Raw genomic sequence first — 15,946 nt, 5'->3', positions numbered from 1 at the left:
ACCATTTAAGTTTAGAATCGAACGTTGAATTCAACACCTACGATTCTAGGCTGGTTTACAAAGCCAGTGTTGTTATTAAAGTCGATGATACCTTTAACATTTTCTTCATCCGTAATATTACGTCCGAATAGTGCTATTTGGTAATTATCTTCGAAGTTTTCGTAGCCTAAACGTAAACCGCCTTCAAATTGGTCGTCGGTAATAAACTCTGCTGCTTCATATAATGCGATACTGGTTTCGCCTTGGAATGCCCAATCGGTGAAAGCGAAGAACTGACCGCTGTCGCCGGCAGGAATTTGGTAGCGAAGTGTGAAGTTAAATATTGTCTCTGGAGCAGATTGGAAAGGGTTGCCATCAATCAGGGCGAGATCTGTTCCACCTTGTGTCACAATAGGATCGAGCACGGTACATGCACCTGAACCACATGGCGCAGTCAACAAGTCAGAATCTTGAATTTCTGTATCGTTATAGCTGAAACCTGCGGTAATTCTCAAGTTGCTAGTTGGTACATACTCCATATCAACTTCAAAACCTTGGCCCACACCTTTGTCTGCGTTTAATAAGCTATTGCCATTGTTGGCACCACCGATAGCTGATAATTGGATATCGTCGATCTCATAGTAAAACAGTGCCGCATTTAAACGTAAGCTTTCTGAAAATAGGTCAGATTTAAAACCAAGTTCATAAGAGGTAATAGTTTCTGAATCTGCAACTGATGGATTGCCCTCAAAGGCAACGTCACGAGCTTGAATACTCTGTGCTCTAAAGCCACTAGAAACACGAGTGTAGAGACTTGTAGTATCACTCAGTCGATAGTTCACGCTAATATCACCGCTTAGTTGATCATCGGCGACGTTGACTGGCTCATAGGTTTGAATGCTTGCCTGGCCTATGGATAACGCAAAGCTGTCAACGTTCTGCTCAAGTACAACCAAGTCTTTTTCATCATCGGTGTAGCGTAAACCACCTGACAAAGTTAAGCTCTCAGAAAGGTCGTAAGAAACCTGTCCAAAGAAAGCCCAAGTAGTATTTTCGTGAGATACAGTGGTTCTACCAAAAAAACCGTCCGTTGTACTGACATCCAAAGTTGAGTCAAAAAAGAAAGCACCTGCTTGCCAATTAAAACGACCATCGTAGTTACTGGCGATACGTATTTCTTGGGTTAATTGTTCCACATCTGCATTATCTTGTGTAACTGCATCAAATGGAATAAATCCTGGGCCAGCATTAGGATTATTCTGAGCTGTACCACCATCAATATCACCGAGACTGAAGCCTTCAGATTCTTCATAGCCTGTGATCGATGTTAGGGTATGGGCATCGAACTCCCAATCTAATTTTAATGATCCGCCAGAAGCTTCATATTCCTGTGGATTATTATCTCCTTGGTTATGATTTACTACGTCGCGGTCAAAGTTTTCGTTAAGGTCGTTACTACCGGTAGTGAAAATATTTGCACGGAAGACCGAAGCCGTGCCATCGAGATCGCGTATATGGTAGTTAAATAGGGCTGAAAATGAATCTGTTGGTGTATACAAAAATTGTATGCGAGCAGCATTTTCTTTATGGCCGCCTAAAGCATCAGCTTGGCCGGTAAAACTGTTGTCGATCCAGTCTTCACGAGTCTGAGAAAGTACAGAAACACGAGTTGATAGAACATCATCAACCAAAGCACCACCAACTGCTGCTTCTATATTAACTGTATCAAAAGTTCCGTAGCTTGCGTTTAAATAACCTTCTGCTTCTTGTGTTGGTTTACGAGTATCAAATTTAATAATACCTGCTGTGGTGTTACGACCGAACAGTGTTCCCTGTGGTCCACGAATAACTTCTACTTGCTCAACATCGAATATTGGAAAGCTTTTAAGAACAACATTTTCTTGAACAACATTGTCGAAAACGATAGAAACTGGCTGCGATGCTGCTAAATCAAAGTCAATATTTCCTAAGCCGCGAATATAAAAACGAGGTGCTACCCGTCCATTAGATGATTCTGCGTATAAGCCGGGTACTCTTGATGATAGTGCCAAAATATCTTCACCACCGCTGAAGATAGTATCAAACTGCTCACCCGAAAGAGATGCGATAGAGATTGGAACTTCCTGCGCGCTCTCTTGCCGTTTTTGTGCCGATACTATTATTTCCTCAAGTGTCAGATCCGCATTTGCCTGCGTTGTTTGTGCGTTTACATTACTTACTAAAACTAGTGAGATCGCACTCGCTAATGCAGTTACGTGGTATTTAGATAATTTATTCATGTCTTCCCCAAAAACATATTTCAATGGTCGTATCTTTTGGCTTCTTAGTGAATACAACATTAAGATGCCGTCAGATTACTACTTTAGTACATGATCTTGACTGTATTTTACGCTTCGCACTCTGGCAGTGCGCTTCGCCCCAATACAATGCGCACAAAATGGCGCGCAATGTCATAAATCAGTAAAATTAGACTATAACAAAGATTTATTGCGATATTTATTCCAGATACATCATCGAGTAGAAATTAAAAACAGCTTAAATAGCTGAAATATTGACCGATAATCATCGGTTTTATCGACCAGCATCATGCCACATTTTTAAACAGTAGAGAACAAAATCTTTGCCTAAGCCCAGGATTAGCGTTTATTTACACTCGGTAATAAATATTTCAATGATATTCCCTACACTCACACAAAGTGTAAAGCAAACATGTTAAATGATATAAAAATAGGCATATGCAAGCTCTGAATTTAGCAAAAATATTCGTCAAAAAATAAGTTTTGACACTTATGGTAATTAAAGCTTATTTCTTTCGATGATTTAATTCAACAATTTGGCATGTATTTTTCTATTAATACGTTTCCTGTAAGATAATTAAAAGTCTGCCTATATTTTTTTATGGTTTTATGTGACTATCGAATACCTTTTCGTTTAATAAAAATGTTCAATATGTGAGGCACCCCTAATGTTTGCTCTGCTGCGAAGAGACTTTATTGTTATATGTTTTTTGTTTGGGCTATTGGCAGGGAATAAAGTGTTTGCTGAGCTATCGGCAACTGGTTATGCAAAATACGCAGAACTTTCGGACGACGTTTTTGTTACTGCATTGTTTACTGATTCAGGAAGTATGGAGAGTCCCATTGATGTTAAACGTTTGGACTTTAAAATTGTGTCGAAAAAGCTTGGTGCTAGGCGCTTAGTTCGCTTATTTTCCAATAGTGCTGCAATAAATAACTCCGCTGAGGTAATGACCAGAAATAGAGAAAGCTTTAAGGAGTTTACGAGTCTGATTCCAACTAATTTGCACAGAGGCGATCATCTGAGTTTTGCTATTAGTGGCGATAATCTCTCTATGATTCTCAATGATGTTGAGCTAGGCAGTGTGCAATCAAAAGAGTTGTTTTTCATTTTCCTCAACATATATATTGGTGATAAGCCGCCTTCGCGTGAGTTTAAAGACGGTCTAATCGGTAGCACTGATAGCTCGGACGCGAGGCAATTGTTTGATTCGCTTCAATATAGCCAAACGAGAAAAAGCGAAATAACCGCCTTTCTTGCTCAGAAAGCGGCTGCAGTCGCTAGCGAAACAGGAGCTGCTGTAGTGGCCGAAGCCGAGGAGACAGAAGCTGAGAAAAAAGCCAAAGAGGAAGAGGCAGCAAGAAAGAGGGCTGCGGCAATAAAAGCAGAAAAATTACGTCAACAGAGGCTAGCAGAGCAGAAAAAACAAGAAGAATTGGCGAGGCAAGAAGAGCTGGCAAGACTAGAGCTTCTCAAAGCCGAAGAAAACAAGCTGCGTGAAATTTACATGGCTGACTTAACAAGGCTTGCGCGTAAAAACATAGAATATCCTCGCCGCGCTCAAAAGTTTAAGCAGACCGGCAATGTCGTCGCTTTAGTGACTATCGCTCGGGATGGTGAAATGATTGGTTTTGAATTTGAAAATCAATCGAAATATAGTTTGTTAAATAATGCGGTCAAAAAAGGTGTTGAAGGTGCGTTGCCTTTTCCCAAAATGCCCGATGGAATTACAGGTGAATCATTAACGTTTCGAGTGCCTGTATCTTTTGCTCTTTAAGACTGAAACAAGAGCTTATACTCTGCTCTCTTCAAAAAGTATTTAAGCTAATTAAAGCTAGATACTCTTGAAGAGAGTGTACAAAACACCTCAAAATACATTAATACTTTTTCCACTGTCGATAAAAGTTAAGGTACTAAGATCTTTTAGATTACATTCGTATTTGCCTCTTTCCACCTCCATTGTGAAGTACTCTCTGCCATCTTTACTCTGCAAATCTATGGCACGCCCCGATATTGTTTCTCCATTTTTGAATTGAACTTCGACTAAGGCACGTCGCATACATGCAATCTCGAAATGATCATGCACCTCGCAGTTAATGATCTCAGTCATAGTATATCTCCAATTATTACAGCGTTATTTAATTAATAGTATCGAATCAAAACTATCTTGACAAGACATTGCCTTCTCTATAAAGTTAATATGGTTTCGACTAAAAACCATTTTGAGTCGAGAGCAAATGTAAGTAAGTGCAAATAAATCATGAGTAGAAATAAATAGGAGCAAAAATGAAGATAGATGTGTACGACACTTATGGAGAATCTAAGCAAGGAGAGCTTATCCATTTTGATGTGTTTATTGAAAGCGGCGTTGCAGCGGATAAAGCTTATCAGTATGCCATGAGGTATAAGGGCTTGTCTGCACTAATTTAACCTCTCCTGTTTGCACTCAAAGGCACTAATCAAGGCGCGAAGAGCGTAGTTTAGTATTCTAAATGAGTGATGAGTAACGCAGAGTAGCGCCTTTGAGTGCAAACCCGAAGGGCTGGATGTATTTTTCCGCCTAGCGTTGTTAACACTCTCTCATTTAGAATAACTAAATCTCGTTCGTGTTGCCTAGCTAGGCAAAAAAATGCTTCCAGCAGGTGTGATTAAATTAGTGCAGACAAGCCCTGGCATTGGTGAAGACGGCAGCCAATTAAAACAAGAAAGGTGTAATTTTTGTCATTCTCAGTCGGCAAACCCAAAGGTCATCGAATCAATTAAGAAGTATGGTTATTGTATTTTACCGATGGAAGGTTGCCCTCGTTAACAAGTTCTATGCCTTCTGAGGCAAGGCACCGCTGACAATAAATATTCCAAGGGCGGCTAGAACTACAGCAGGGCCTGCCGGAAGATCCCACTGGAAGGAACTGTACAAGCCAAAGGTGACCGATACCATGCCGATTAAAGAGGCGAGGCCAGCCATAACTTCAGGGGAACTGGAGAAACGTCGAGCGCTTGCGGCGGGAATAATTAACAGTGCTGTAATTAGCATTACCCCAACAATTTTCATTGCTAAAGCGATAATTGAGGCGATCATTAGCATGAGGACGAGCTTTAAGGCTGCGACGTTGCGCCCTTCAACATGGGCAAGATCTTCATCCACCGCGAGCAGTAATAAAGGCTTCCAGAGTATAACAAGTGGAATAGCAATCGCTGCAACCGCCATATAAATATACAACACTTCGTTACTTGTGACTGTTAAAAAGTCACCAAATAAATAGCCGTAAAGGTTGATCCTGGTCTGCGAATAAAAGCTTACACAAACTAAGCCGATAGCGAGCGAACCATGGGATAACACACCCAAAAGGGTATCTGTAGAGAGTGTATTTTTTCTTTCCAAAAACACTAATGCCAATGCGATCATGCCACAGGCAAGCACAATAGCAAGGGTAATATTGATATCTAAAAATAAGCCAAAGGCCACGCCAATAAGAGCTGAATGCGCCAGAGTGTCGCCGAAGTAAGACATACGTCGCCACACAGCAAAGGCACCCAGTGGGCCTGCAATAAGCGCAATTCCAGTACCTGCGGCAAAGGCGTAGAGTAAAAAGTCAGGCATGATTGCACCCTTCATCGCAGTCTACAGCGTCACCATGAAGATCGTGATGATGATCGTGATGGTGCTGGTATACAGCTATCCCATCAATCGCTCTTTGGCCAAACAGTTTAAGATATTCTGGATGTTGGCTAACGCTCTCCGGCTTACCATGGCAACAGATGTGATGGTTTAAGCATATGACGGAATCTGTTTGCGCCATTACCAAATGCAGGTCATGGGAGATCATTAGAATCGCACAATTTAAACTTTCACGAAGAGATGCGATAAGTTGATAGAGTTCAATCTGGCCCGTTACATCAACTCCTTGTAAAGGCTCGTCAAGCATTAAAATATCAGGCTGGCGTGATATAGCCCTGGCTAATAAAACTCTTTGCAGTTCGCCACCAGATAACTTATGCATTTGGCGGCTAGATAAATGGGTAATATTGAGGCGTTCAAGTGCTTCTTGACGAGCCTCCTTGGCAACCTGAGCCAAACTCAGAAAGCGGCTGACTTTCATTGGCATGGTGCTCTCTAAAGATAGTTTCTGAGGTACATAGCCGGTAATGATATTAGGTTCGCGCCATATTTCACCGGCAGAGATAGAAACTAAGCCCAAAATAACTTTCATTAAAGTGCTTTTGCCTGCTCCGTTTGGGCCAATTATCGTGAGAATTTCGCGACGGGATAAGTCAAAACTTACCTTATCAAGAATACTTCTGCCCTGACTATGAAAACTGATATCTTGCAATCTTAGGAGGATAGGGTTATCCATTTATATTCCATTTTGCTTACATGAGCTGCACTGCCCAGTAATCTCAATAACTTGTTTGCGTACGGAAAAGCGATGCTGTGAGGCGCTTAAATTGATGGCCTGTTGGATGGTGTTGTTTGGCACTTCCTGAGCGTTACCGCAATCTGAACAAATGAGAATAACCGAACTTTCTTCACGCCTAGGGTTGCTGTTACTGACATAAGCATTGAGCGAATGAATCTTATGTATAAGGCGATATTCTAAAAGAAAATCCAATGTTCGATAAATGGTTGGCGGGGCAACTCGTTCACGATCGGAAGTCTCTTCCAACATATCCATCAGAGAGTAAGCACCTAGGGGCTTACCGTGTCTTAAGATTAAAACTAAAACTTGCTCGCGCAACTGTGTCAATCGGACATCATTAATCTGACATATCTCCTTTGCACGTTTAATGGCACTGGCGATAGCTGCGTTGTCATATAATTGTGATTGAGTATTGTTAACAAATTCTGCAGAGGAAGACATTTTTTCAATACTTTCCTAATGATACGTTATGTTATCATATAACAACATTGAAATTATTTTAATTATTGTAGGTAAAAAGCTTGTTTACAAGATGTACATCGTGCGGAAGGGTTTCCCAACTGTTTTATATTTTTTTATCCATATGCTTGCTCTTAATAGGTAACACTGTTCGTGCTGAAAAACCTTTAGTCGTAGCAAGTATTCGTCCTCTTGCCTTGGTGATAAATGACTTGGCTGGAGATCTCGTCAGTACTGAGATTCTAGTTGAAAACTCCGCTTCTCCTCATGACTTCTCTATGACCATTTCTCAGGCAATGCGTTTAAGTGATGCTGATTTACTGGTATGGGTTGGGGCTGATTTTGAAACGTTTTTAGCTAATGGCTTTAAAGCCAAAAAAGCAGTAGCGATGCTCAAAACATCAGCTGTCAGTAACCATCATCATGATAAACATGAGCAAAGAGACTTTCACGCTTGGCTGAGTTACCAAAATATCATGGTATTTTCTGAAGAATTGGCGCTACAGCTAAAAGCGTTGTTGCCAGATAAAAAGTCGCTTATAGATGATCGTTTGCAGGTATTTAAGCAAGAGTTGAGTAGCCGAAATAGCGCGTTAAATGTATTGCTTGAACCTTATAGAGAAATACCATTTGCTGTTCATCACGATGGTTACAGTGCATTTGTTGAAGCTTACAAGCTTAATCAGTTGATTACTCTAACAAAAGTACCGCAAGAACGTATTAGCGCCAAGCGTTTGAATCAGATAGGAAATAGTATAGAGCCTGTGAGTTGTTTATTAACTGAAAAAGCTGACTTGCGCGAGGCGAAAAGGTATGCAGATTTGTTTGAGAAGCCGCTGGTGGGTATCGACTTACTGGCATCAGATCTTTCGATCTCTTCTTATAGCAGCTATTTAGCCTCTATTGCTCAGTCTTTTGTTGAATGTTTGAGCACTGAAAAATAACTGGGTGGCAATATATAAGAAATCCATATAAAAAAACCGGGTAACAACATGTGCTGTTACCCGGCAGAAACAAAATTAGATAACTTGAATATTAAAGACTGTTCATAGCCTAGGCCTCTAGAAGTCAAGCTCTGGCAGGCACGGTGCTATGAGTATGAACAGATCTTAGCAATTAGTCCTTAGCTAATAGTGAATCGAGCTTGTGTGAAATCATTTTATCTAGCTCCTGATTCAGCTTAACGTCGAACCCTTCGACGCGCATTTCAAATTCTTTCGCTTCAATTTTCTTAGACGTTTCAACCGTTGGTTGTGCTGCCCAGCTTTTGCTGGCGCCTGTCTCCGCAACTGCAGCTACCGCTAAACCTGAGTGGGCGGAAGTCGCTAATTGAGGATAAGGGGCACCAACTTCTTCACTTGCAACACCATTCAACGATACTGCGAGTAACAATAGCAGTACTTTATTCATGATGATGGTTCTCCAATTACAAATATATAAGTTTAAAGTTGATACCGAATGACCTGTGTCTAGGTCTTCAGTGCGAAGTAACACTTCACGTTACATAAGGTAACAAACAATTCCGGATTATGCAAATATTTTTTTCATTTTTTTATTAAAAATTATTGACAATTAAAAAGTAAAGACGCCGATTGCAACATTTTTCAATTTTTTTTGCTTTTTTTCCTATTTACTAATCAATTTATAATTTTGTAGGAGGAGGAATCACATCAATTAAATTCTTCTAAAGGCATTGTTCACCCACTTTTATTGTTTTACGTGATAAAAGGTAACAAAAATGCAATAACAGAGGCCTATCCATATTAAATATTCACCTATACGAGTATCCTTCTACACCTGAAACGATCATCATGGTGATCGCGACCTTTACCAATCCTTTATCACCAATAAATAACAACTAAGCAAAACCCAATGACAAGCACATCTGTACCTCTCGTATTCGTTGATGGATCTTCTTATCTTTATCGTGCATTCCATGCACTTCCACCTTTATCTAACTCAAAAGGGCAGCCGACAGGAGCTATAAAAGGCGTCATTAATATGCTTAAGCGCCTGACCAAAGATTATCCCCAAAGCCCCATCGTGGTGGTATTTGACGCAAAAGGTAAAACTTTTCGCGATGAAATATTTGATCAATACAAAGCTAATCGACCGCCTATGCCAGATGATTTGCGTTCACAAATAGAGCCCTTGCACAAGATCATCGAGGCCATGGGTCTGCCGATGTTGGTTATTAGTGGTGTTGAAGCGGATGATGTCATTGGAACTTTGTCCCAAGAGGCTGCGAGCAAAAATTTCGATGTCATTATCTCTACTGGCGATAAAGATATGGCGCAGCTTGTCAACGATAAGGTAACACTTGTTAATACCATGACAGAAACTGTGATGGATATTGCAGGCGTAGAGAGTAAGTTTGGTATTCCACCTTGCTACATTATCGATTATCTAGCTTTGATGGGTGATAAAGTCGATAACATACCTGGTGTGCCCGGCGTAGGTGAGAAAACCGCACTTGCTCTCATTCAAAATCTAGGCGGCATTAAAGATATTTACGATAATATCGATAAGGTCAGTGGTTTAAGTTTTCGCGGTGCCAAAACTATGGGGGCGAAGCTCGAAACAAATCGTGAAAAAGCCGAGTTATCCTATGAACTTGCCACTATCAAGACAGACGTTGAGTTGCCGCAAAAAGTGGAAGAGTTGAAGCATAGTGATCCTGATAATACAGCTCTTCGAGAGCTATTTTCCGAATTAGAATTCAAGTCGTGGCTTGTGGAACTCGATAACGAGAGCGACAGTGCCGGCGCTACAAGTGACAACCAAACCCCTAAGGTTGAAGTGGAATACGATTGCGTGCTCACCGAGAAAGCTCTCGATGGGTGGATTGACGTACTCAGCAATGCAGAGCTATTCGCTTTCGATACCGAAACTACTAGTTTGGATTATATGAATGCTCGCGTAGTTGGTGTTTCATTTTCTGCTGAGGTGGGTAAAGCGGCCTATGTCCCTTTTGGTCATGACTATATTGATGCTCCTGAACAACTGAGCGAAGCTACCGTACTGGCAAAATTAAAGCCCCTGCTAGAAAGTCAGGATCATAAAAAAGTCGGGCAGAACCTAAAGTATGACGCTAATGTACTGAAAAATCATGGGATCGATTTACAAGGTATTGCCTACGATACCATGCTTGAGTCTTATGTTTTTAACTCCGTCGGTTCACGTCACGATATGGATACTTTGGCTCTGAATCATTTAGGCCTTAAGACTATTCATTTTGAAGACATTGCGGGTAAAGGTGCAAAACAACTTACCTTCAACCAAATCCCTTTAGAGGAGGCGAGTAAGTACGCTGCTGAAGATGCGGATATAACGCTGCGGTTACATAAAAAACTCTGGCCTGAAGTCAGCGCAGAAGAGGGCCTACGCAAAGTATTTGAGGAAGTGGAGTTACCTCTAGTGCCAGTCTTATCGCGTATAGAGCGCAATGGGGCTTTGCTAGATACCAAGCTTTTGGCCCAACAGAGTGCTGAGCATAGTCAACGTATAAGCGAACTTGAGCGACAAGTATATGACATGGCTGGAGAAGAATTTAATCTCGCTTCGCCGAAACAGCTGGGCACCATATTGTTTGAAAAGCTCGGTTTACCTGTCATCAAAAAAACGAAATCTAAAACACCTTCAACGGCAGAAGAAGTGTTACAAGAGTTGGCACTTGACTATCCTCTACCAAAACTGATTCTTGAATACCGTGGTTTGGCAAAGCTTAAATCTACTTACACAGATAAGCTGCCAACGATGGTTAATTCGCAGAGTGGGCGTCTTCATACTTCTTATCACCAAGCCGTTGCCGCTACAGGTCGTCTTTCTTCAACTGATCCAAACTTACAAAATATTCCCATAAAAACAGAAGCGGGAAGACGTGTTAGGCAAGCCTTTGTTGCATCGCCTGGGCATAAAATCTTAGCGGCAGACTATTCGCAAATCGAACTGAGAATTATGGCGCATTTATCACATGATAAAAGTTTATGTGATGCGTTTTCCAAGGGCGTCGATATTCACCGTGCTACTGCGGCAGAAGTATTCGGTGAGGAACTAGATAGTGTTACCAGTGAACAGCGCCGCAGTGCTAAAGCCATTAATTTTGGTTTGATTTACGGCATGTCAGCCTTTGGTTTAGCCAAACAATTGCATATTGGCCGTAATGACGCTCAACGTTACATCGATACTTATTTTGAACGCTATCCAGGTGTTGCCCAGTACATGACTGACATCCGTGAAAAAGCGGCAGAGCAAGGCTATGTAGAGACAATACTAGGTAGACGTTTATATCTACCTGAAATTCGCTCTAATAATTTTATGAGACGTCAAGCAGCGGAGAGAACGGCAATTAATGCGCCAATGCAAGGAAGTGCAGCAGACATAATAAAACGCGCGATGATTGATGTAGATGAATGGTTAGACAAAGATAAAGAAGTAGAAGCCAAAATAATTATGCAGGTGCATGATGAGCTTGTATTAGAAGTTCCAGAAAAAATGATAGATAACGTTTCTAGCCATTTATCAACGCTCATGTCTGGCGCGATAAAGCTTTCAATTCCTTTAGTAGTCGATGTGGGTGTAGGGAATAACTGGGATGAGGCGCATTAAAGATAGACTTGGCGACAAGTTTGCATTTTTTTTCAAAAATGATTGAACCCTTTCAGCTTTTAGCCGTCATATAATGCATGAACAAATGATGTGGTAATAAATTTTTCACCGTATCTTTCTTCTTAGTTTTACATGTAGTTGATGTTGCTTTCCCCCAAAGTAGATAAATTTACCCTGGCAGTGTTTAGCTGACCAGGGTTTTTTTTGCATTGATATTTCATATTTATTTCGATGCAGAAGTTAATGATATTTAAATTCCGTTATTTATTTCGTAATCATTTTTCAAACTCCATAACTTCTTCATCAGCACCGGAACCAATCTCTCAATTGCGAGTCTCAATATATGCCCTTTGATGCTCATTGAAAGAATTTTATAGTAGAGCATCTAATTTCAAGCCCGTTAATTGTCCCCAAGGTTAACGGGCTTTTTTTATGGCTCTTCAGGTGTGAGCCAAGTGTTAAGTTTGTCACGTAAATTATCAACGCCATCCTTTTTTAAGGCTGAAAATAATTGTGCGGATACTAAGTCGTCTACCCGCGCTTTTTTCATATGCTGGTTAAATTGCAGTAGTGTAGATTTTGCTGCACCACGTTTCAATTTATCACTCTTGGTTAATAGTGCGTGAACCGGCATGTTGGCATCTACTGCCCAGTTAATCATCATGCTGTCGAACTCCTGCATTGGATGACGTATATCCATAACAAGCACCAAACCGCGTAAACTTTCCCTTTCATAAAGGTACTCTGATAGATTCGCTTGCCATTGTTTTTTTACTTCTTGTGGCACTTTGGCGTAACCATAACCTGGCAGGTCAACAAGGCGTAATTCTGATCCACCATTGAGGCCAAAAAAGTTTATTAGCTGGGTTCTACCCGGCGTTTTACTAGTACGTGCTAATTTGCCATTACCCGTAAGGGTATTGATTGAACTAGACTTACCGGCATTAGAACGACCTGCAAAAGCAACCTCGCTCCCAGATTCTTCTGGACATTGACGGATGGAGGGGGCGCTGGTTAAAAAACGAGCGCTTTGATATTTGATTTCTGACATGTTGGCCTGTCGCTGGTATAGATAGCTGATATAGGTAGTAATGCGGCGATACTAAATGTTACTTGCCTCGTATACAACAGATTTGAGGGTGAGCAAATTCAGAGCTTTGTGCTCGTTTTAGGTTTACTCTTAACTGTTTTGAGTGTTTTTTGAACATGGCACAATAGGCTTAAGCGAAAACACTATAACCGTCTACATTTAATATGAGACAGTGCCTCAGCTTGTGGTTATAATGCCGGCTATTTTGGGGGGTGGCATATCCTCGAATATAATAAAATCGTAAGCCAAAGCGAATTAACAAAAGTAAGCTGCTAGCCGGTAATCCTTAGTGATGACCGATATCCAGTAGAAAACAGTACGGAAAATTTAATGAAGAACCTAGTTTGTAAATCTTTCTTAGCCATGGGGTTACTCAGCACTTCATTTGGTGTATTTGCCGCTGGCGATGTAGATAACGGTGAAAAAATTGCTAACGCTGAGTGCGTTGCATGTCACGGACAAGGCGGAAACAGTAGTACGCCAGCATTTCCCAAGATAGCAGGGTTGGGAGATAAGTACTTACTCAAGCAATTGCTTGACATCAAGAACGCTTCTGCAAACGGTGATCCTAAGAAGCCTAAGCGCCAAGTTAATGAAATGGCCGGCTTGCTAGACAATAAGACGGATAAGGATCTTGAAGATATCGCGGCCTACTATGCAGCGCAAAGTATGCAGCTTTCAGGCGCTCAAGATGTGCAAGTGCAAGTAAATTCTGGTGCCAAGGTTGATGGTTTAAAACTCGGTGCGAGAGTATATCGTGCAGGAAATCTAGAGACCGGTGTTCCAGCATGTACAGGCTGTCACTCTCCAACAGGTATGGGAAATGCTCCAGCCGTTTTCCCTAGACTTAGTGGCCAACATGCAGACTACATTGAAAAACAGTTAAAGGCATTTCGCGCGGGTGATCGCACCAATGATGGTGAAACCCAAGTAATGCGTGAGGTTGCTGCTAAAATGAGCGATGCAGAAATTAAAGCTGTAGCTAACTTTATTTCTGGACTCAACTAAGCCTTAGGGCCTGTCTGCACTTATTTAGTCAAACTTGCTGGCGAGTATCTTCTCGATGAGCGAGGCAACACAGATAAACAGTATTGTTTATCTGTGTTGTTTGTTTCCTTTACTTTTTTCGCCTTTTTTCTCATTTCTAATTCTAATAACAGCTTTCATCGGATATAGAGAATAATATTATCCTCCTTTGGTCTAGTTGTAGCTCGATAATGGTGCATTTATAGTCTTTCGACCTATATCTATGTCGGAGGTTTGCTATGAAATGTTGTATTCAATCCCTTCTAGTATTCTTGGCTTTTACCTGTTCTGTCGCTCTGCGCGCAGCTTGTATCGATAACGTTGTGCTTGTCCACGGTAATACTGGAAACCCAGACGACTGGGAAAATACGGTGGAGCGTCTCCTGAATGAAGGCTACTCTCAAAATCAAATATTTCTGCCTGACTGGGGATCTAAATCCTGCCCATCCTGTAATGATCATAACGGATCGGAAGAAACGCCTGTGCGCAATGCCATCAGTAGTGCGCTCGCTCAGTCATGTACTGGCGAGATCGATATTATTGCCCACTCCATGGGGGTTACGCTTTCGGCTCAGCAGATAATTAAGCTAAATGCCGCCAACAAGGTTGATACTTTTGTCGGTATCGCTGGTGCATATCGGGGGTTGCTCAGTTGTGGTGTTTATCCTTTTAATGTTTCCAATGCTACCTGTGGCGCCGATGGTTTATCTGTATCCAGCCCGTTTTTAGATGATCTATACGATAAGAAAATCGCCGATCGAGTTTTTTCCATTAAAAGTTGGATTGATCAAATTGTGTGTGGTACCGGTGTCTGCTTAGTCTATGGCGTGCATTCCAGCCGAATCAAAAACGAAAATAGAAGTTACACCTACAGTTACGGACACTTTGGTTTGCAAAGATATACCTCATCAAGGCAAGTACAACTAATTCAATGATCGAGAATGATTAGTTTCCGCTCATAAGTGTGAATTGTATTGTGGGCCTTGTTTACAACACTCTTCTTTCAATGCAAATAGTGCCTGTTTATGGATAGGCACTATTTAAGAATTTTTCTTAAGATGTTTTGCGCGCCTCGTCGATCGTTTACACACCCTTCAATTGTAAGTTGGCAATCTATCCGTTCTATGTAACTGCAAAAAGAATTTATGTATACTTGCCTCAAACATAAGTAGATTTGCTATAAGTTCAATAATCTGCAACAAAACCTTTTCATTAAGCCGGGATTCATGAAACTCTTTTTATTCTGAGCCTTCTAACCAAGCACTTATAAATAATATTAGTGGGAGCCTTCAATGCGTATTTTGACAATGCTACTCGGGTGTGTTTTTTCTTTTGCCGTATGGGCTCAAGGACCTAGTGTAGAGAGATATACACAGGGAGTTCATTACGAACTCCTAGATAAGCCTGTAAAGACTATTACTCCAGGCAAAATCGAAGTTACAGAGGCGTTTGCCTATAGCTGCGGTCACTGTTACAACTTCGAACCACTTATTTTAAGCTGGGAAAAGAAATTAGCCGACGACGTAGAACTTGTTAAGTTACCTGTTATTTGGCGCAATTCCATGCAGCCGCTTGCTCGTATTATGTACACCGGTAAGGCACTTAATAAATATAAGGAAGTGAATGCTCGCGTTTTTACGGCCCTTCATAAGGAGCGTAAGAGACTAGGTACTGAAGATGAAATTGCTAAGATTTTTGAAGATGTAGGCGTTTCAAAGGAAGATTTCAAAAAAACCTACAACTCCTTTAGTGTCAATACTCAAGTCAAGCAAGCTCAAGCGCGTACGCATAGCATGAAAATTACTGGCACCCCACAAATGATCGTCGATGGTCGCTACTCTGTAGCTGCCACCCGTGAAATGGGACATGAAGGTATGCTAGAAGTTGTCGACTTCTTAGTTGAAAAAATCCGCGCTGAAAAAGCTTCTGGAAAATCCTAAGCGCTATTTCCCATATAAACATAGAAAGCGGCATTTGCCGCTTTTTTTGTGTCTGCTCATTGCTGATGGCGGCATTATCTGCCACCACAAATGAAGATGTTAGCGACTATACTTTGGTGAGTGTATAG

15 protein-coding genes are annotated in these 15,946 nt (G+C 41.2%); 8 read left to right on the top strand and 7 right to left on the bottom strand.

Annotated elements, in window-relative coordinates; translation table 11 throughout:
- Nucleotides 1-11: 11 nt before the first annotated feature.
- Nucleotides 12-2,258: a TonB-dependent receptor gene (locus tag BVC89_RS27465; protein WP_086934280.1), complete on the bottom strand. Its 2,247-nt coding sequence runs from the start codon at nucleotides 2,256-2,258 to the stop codon at nucleotides 12-14.
- A gap of 686 nt (nucleotides 2,259-2,944) precedes the next feature.
- On the opposite strand from BVC89_RS27465, the gene BVC89_RS27460 reads away from it, so the two are divergent.
- Nucleotides 2,945-4,054 (top strand): TonB family protein, encoded by a 1,110-nt coding sequence (locus BVC89_RS27460; RefSeq protein WP_086934279.1) that lies wholly within the window; start codon nucleotides 2,945-2,947, stop codon nucleotides 4,052-4,054.
- A gap of 90 nt (nucleotides 4,055-4,144) precedes the next feature.
- Here the strand turns inward: BVC89_RS27460 and BVC89_RS27455 are convergent, their stop codons facing one another.
- Nucleotides 4,145-4,387, bottom strand: coding sequence for a Rho-binding antiterminator (locus BVC89_RS27455; protein WP_086934278.1), 243 nt, complete (start codon nucleotides 4,385-4,387; stop codon nucleotides 4,145-4,147).
- A 176-nt stretch (nucleotides 4,388-4,563) separates the two neighbouring features.
- On the opposite strand from BVC89_RS27455, the gene BVC89_RS27450 reads away from it, so the two are divergent.
- A complete protein-coding gene (locus BVC89_RS27450) occupies nucleotides 4,564-4,707 on the top strand; it encodes a DUF2024 family protein (RefSeq protein ID WP_086934277.1) in 144 nt (47 codons plus the stop codon).
- 199 nt (nucleotides 4,708-4,906) lie between these two features.
- Nucleotides 4,907-5,086: a DUF2024 family protein gene (locus tag BVC89_RS27445; RefSeq protein ID WP_086934276.1), complete on the top strand. Its 180-nt coding sequence runs from the start codon at nucleotides 4,907-4,909 to the stop codon at nucleotides 5,084-5,086.
- A 6-nt stretch (nucleotides 5,087-5,092) separates the two neighbouring features.
- On the opposite strand, the gene BVC89_RS27440 is transcribed toward BVC89_RS27445, so the two are convergent.
- The 3 genes from BVC89_RS27440 to BVC89_RS27430 are packed head-to-tail and all read right to left on the bottom strand — an operon-like array spanning nucleotide 5,093 to nucleotide 7,136.
- Entirely contained in the window at nucleotides 5,093-5,878 is a 786-nt protein-coding gene (locus BVC89_RS27440; protein WP_086934275.1) for an iron chelate uptake ABC transporter family permease subunit, read from the bottom strand.
- Nucleotides 5,871-6,632 carry a zinc ABC transporter ATP-binding protein ZnuC gene (znuC, locus tag BVC89_RS27435; RefSeq protein ID WP_086934274.1) on the bottom strand — a complete coding sequence of 254 codons (762 nt, stop codon included), beginning with the start codon at nucleotides 6,630-6,632 and terminating at the stop codon, nucleotides 5,871-5,873. Before znuC ends, BVC89_RS27440 begins: the two co-directional genes overlap by 8 nt.
- Nucleotides 6,633-7,136, bottom strand: coding sequence for a Fur family transcriptional regulator (locus BVC89_RS27430; RefSeq protein ID WP_086934273.1), 504 nt, complete (start codon nucleotides 7,134-7,136; stop codon nucleotides 6,633-6,635).
- Between the two features lie 80 nt (nucleotides 7,137-7,216).
- On the opposite strand from BVC89_RS27430, the gene BVC89_RS27425 reads away from it, so the two are divergent.
- Entirely contained in the window at nucleotides 7,217-8,098 is an 882-nt protein-coding gene (locus BVC89_RS27425; protein WP_086934272.1) for a metal ABC transporter solute-binding protein, Zn/Mn family, read from the top strand.
- Nucleotides 8,099-8,270: 172 nt separating this feature from the next.
- Here the strand turns inward: BVC89_RS27425 and BVC89_RS27420 are convergent, their stop codons facing one another.
- Nucleotides 8,271-8,648: a hypothetical protein gene (locus BVC89_RS27420; protein ID WP_158658160.1), complete on the bottom strand. Its 378-nt coding sequence runs from the start codon at nucleotides 8,646-8,648 to the stop codon at nucleotides 8,271-8,273.
- 378 nt (nucleotides 8,649-9,026) lie between these two features.
- Between BVC89_RS27420 and polA the strand changes: the two genes are divergently transcribed.
- Nucleotides 9,027-11,762: a DNA polymerase I gene (polA, locus tag BVC89_RS27415; RefSeq protein WP_086934270.1), complete on the top strand. Its 2,736-nt coding sequence runs from the start codon at nucleotides 9,027-9,029 to the stop codon at nucleotides 11,760-11,762.
- A gap of 430 nt (nucleotides 11,763-12,192) precedes the next feature.
- Here polA and yihA read toward each other — a convergent pair whose 3' ends face one another.
- Nucleotides 12,193-12,813 carry a ribosome biogenesis GTP-binding protein YihA/YsxC gene (gene yihA, locus BVC89_RS27410; protein WP_086934269.1) on the bottom strand — a complete coding sequence of 207 codons (621 nt, stop codon included), beginning with the start codon at nucleotides 12,811-12,813 and terminating at the stop codon, nucleotides 12,193-12,195.
- A gap of 369 nt (nucleotides 12,814-13,182) precedes the next feature.
- On the opposite strand from yihA, the gene BVC89_RS27405 reads away from it, so the two are divergent.
- The 3 genes from BVC89_RS27405 to BVC89_RS27395 all read left to right on the top strand — a co-directional run bounded on the left by BVC89_RS27405 (nucleotide 13,183) and on the right by BVC89_RS27395 (nucleotide 15,818).
- Nucleotides 13,183-13,860, top strand: coding sequence for a c-type cytochrome (locus BVC89_RS27405; RefSeq protein ID WP_086934268.1), 678 nt, complete (start codon nucleotides 13,183-13,185; stop codon nucleotides 13,858-13,860).
- A gap of 257 nt (nucleotides 13,861-14,117) precedes the next feature.
- The gene (locus BVC89_RS27400) at nucleotides 14,118-14,813 is read left to right on the top strand and encodes an alpha/beta fold hydrolase (RefSeq protein ID WP_086934267.1); all 696 of its coding nucleotides are present in this window, start codon (nucleotides 14,118-14,120) and stop codon (nucleotides 14,811-14,813) included.
- 357 nt (nucleotides 14,814-15,170) lie between these two features.
- A complete protein-coding gene (locus tag BVC89_RS27395) occupies nucleotides 15,171-15,818 on the top strand; it encodes a thiol:disulfide interchange protein DsbA/DsbL (protein ID WP_086934266.1) in 648 nt (215 codons plus the stop codon).
- Nucleotides 15,819-15,946 lie beyond the last annotated feature (128 nt).

Source organism: Agarilytica rhodophyticola, from assembly GCF_002157225.2.
Taxonomy (GTDB): Bacteria; Pseudomonadota; Gammaproteobacteria; order Pseudomonadales; family Cellvibrionaceae; genus Agarilytica; species Agarilytica rhodophyticola.
Note: the sequence above shows the minus strand (reverse complement) of the source record. Positions and strands in the feature narration are given on the sequence as shown.

Coding starts and splice junctions, on each gene's coding strand:
- BVC89_RS27465 (WP_086934280.1), bottom strand. CDS start 2,258: ATGAATAAATTATCTAAATACCACGTAACTGCATTAGCGAGTGCGATC.
- BVC89_RS27460 (WP_086934279.1), top strand. CDS start 2,945: ATGTTTGCTCTGCTGCGAAGAGACTTTATTGTTATATGTTTTTTGTTT.
- BVC89_RS27455 (WP_086934278.1), bottom strand. CDS start 4,387: ATGACTGAGATCATTAACTGCGAGGTGCATGATCATTTCGAGATTGCA.
- BVC89_RS27450 (WP_086934277.1), top strand. CDS start 4,564: ATGAAGATAGATGTGTACGACACTTATGGAGAATCTAAGCAAGGAGAG.
- BVC89_RS27445 (WP_086934276.1), top strand. CDS start 4,907: ATGCTTCCAGCAGGTGTGATTAAATTAGTGCAGACAAGCCCTGGCATT.
- BVC89_RS27440 (WP_086934275.1), bottom strand. CDS start 5,878: ATGCCTGACTTTTTACTCTACGCCTTTGCCGCAGGTACTGGAATTGCG.
- znuC (WP_086934274.1), bottom strand. CDS start 6,632: ATGGATAACCCTATCCTCCTAAGATTGCAAGATATCAGTTTTCATAGT.
- BVC89_RS27430 (WP_086934273.1), bottom strand. CDS start 7,136: ATGTCTTCCTCTGCAGAATTTGTTAACAATACTCAATCACAATTATAT.
- polA (WP_086934270.1), top strand. CDS start 9,027: ATGACAAGCACATCTGTACCTCTCGTATTCGTTGATGGATCTTCTTAT.
- yihA (WP_086934269.1), bottom strand. CDS start 12,813: ATGTCAGAAATCAAATATCAAAGCGCTCGTTTTTTAACCAGCGCCCCC.
- BVC89_RS27405 (WP_086934268.1), top strand. CDS start 13,183: ATGAAGAACCTAGTTTGTAAATCTTTCTTAGCCATGGGGTTACTCAGC.
- BVC89_RS27400 (WP_086934267.1), top strand. CDS start 14,118: ATGAAATGTTGTATTCAATCCCTTCTAGTATTCTTGGCTTTTACCTGT.
- BVC89_RS27395 (WP_086934266.1), top strand. CDS start 15,171: ATGCGTATTTTGACAATGCTACTCGGGTGTGTTTTTTCTTTTGCCGTA.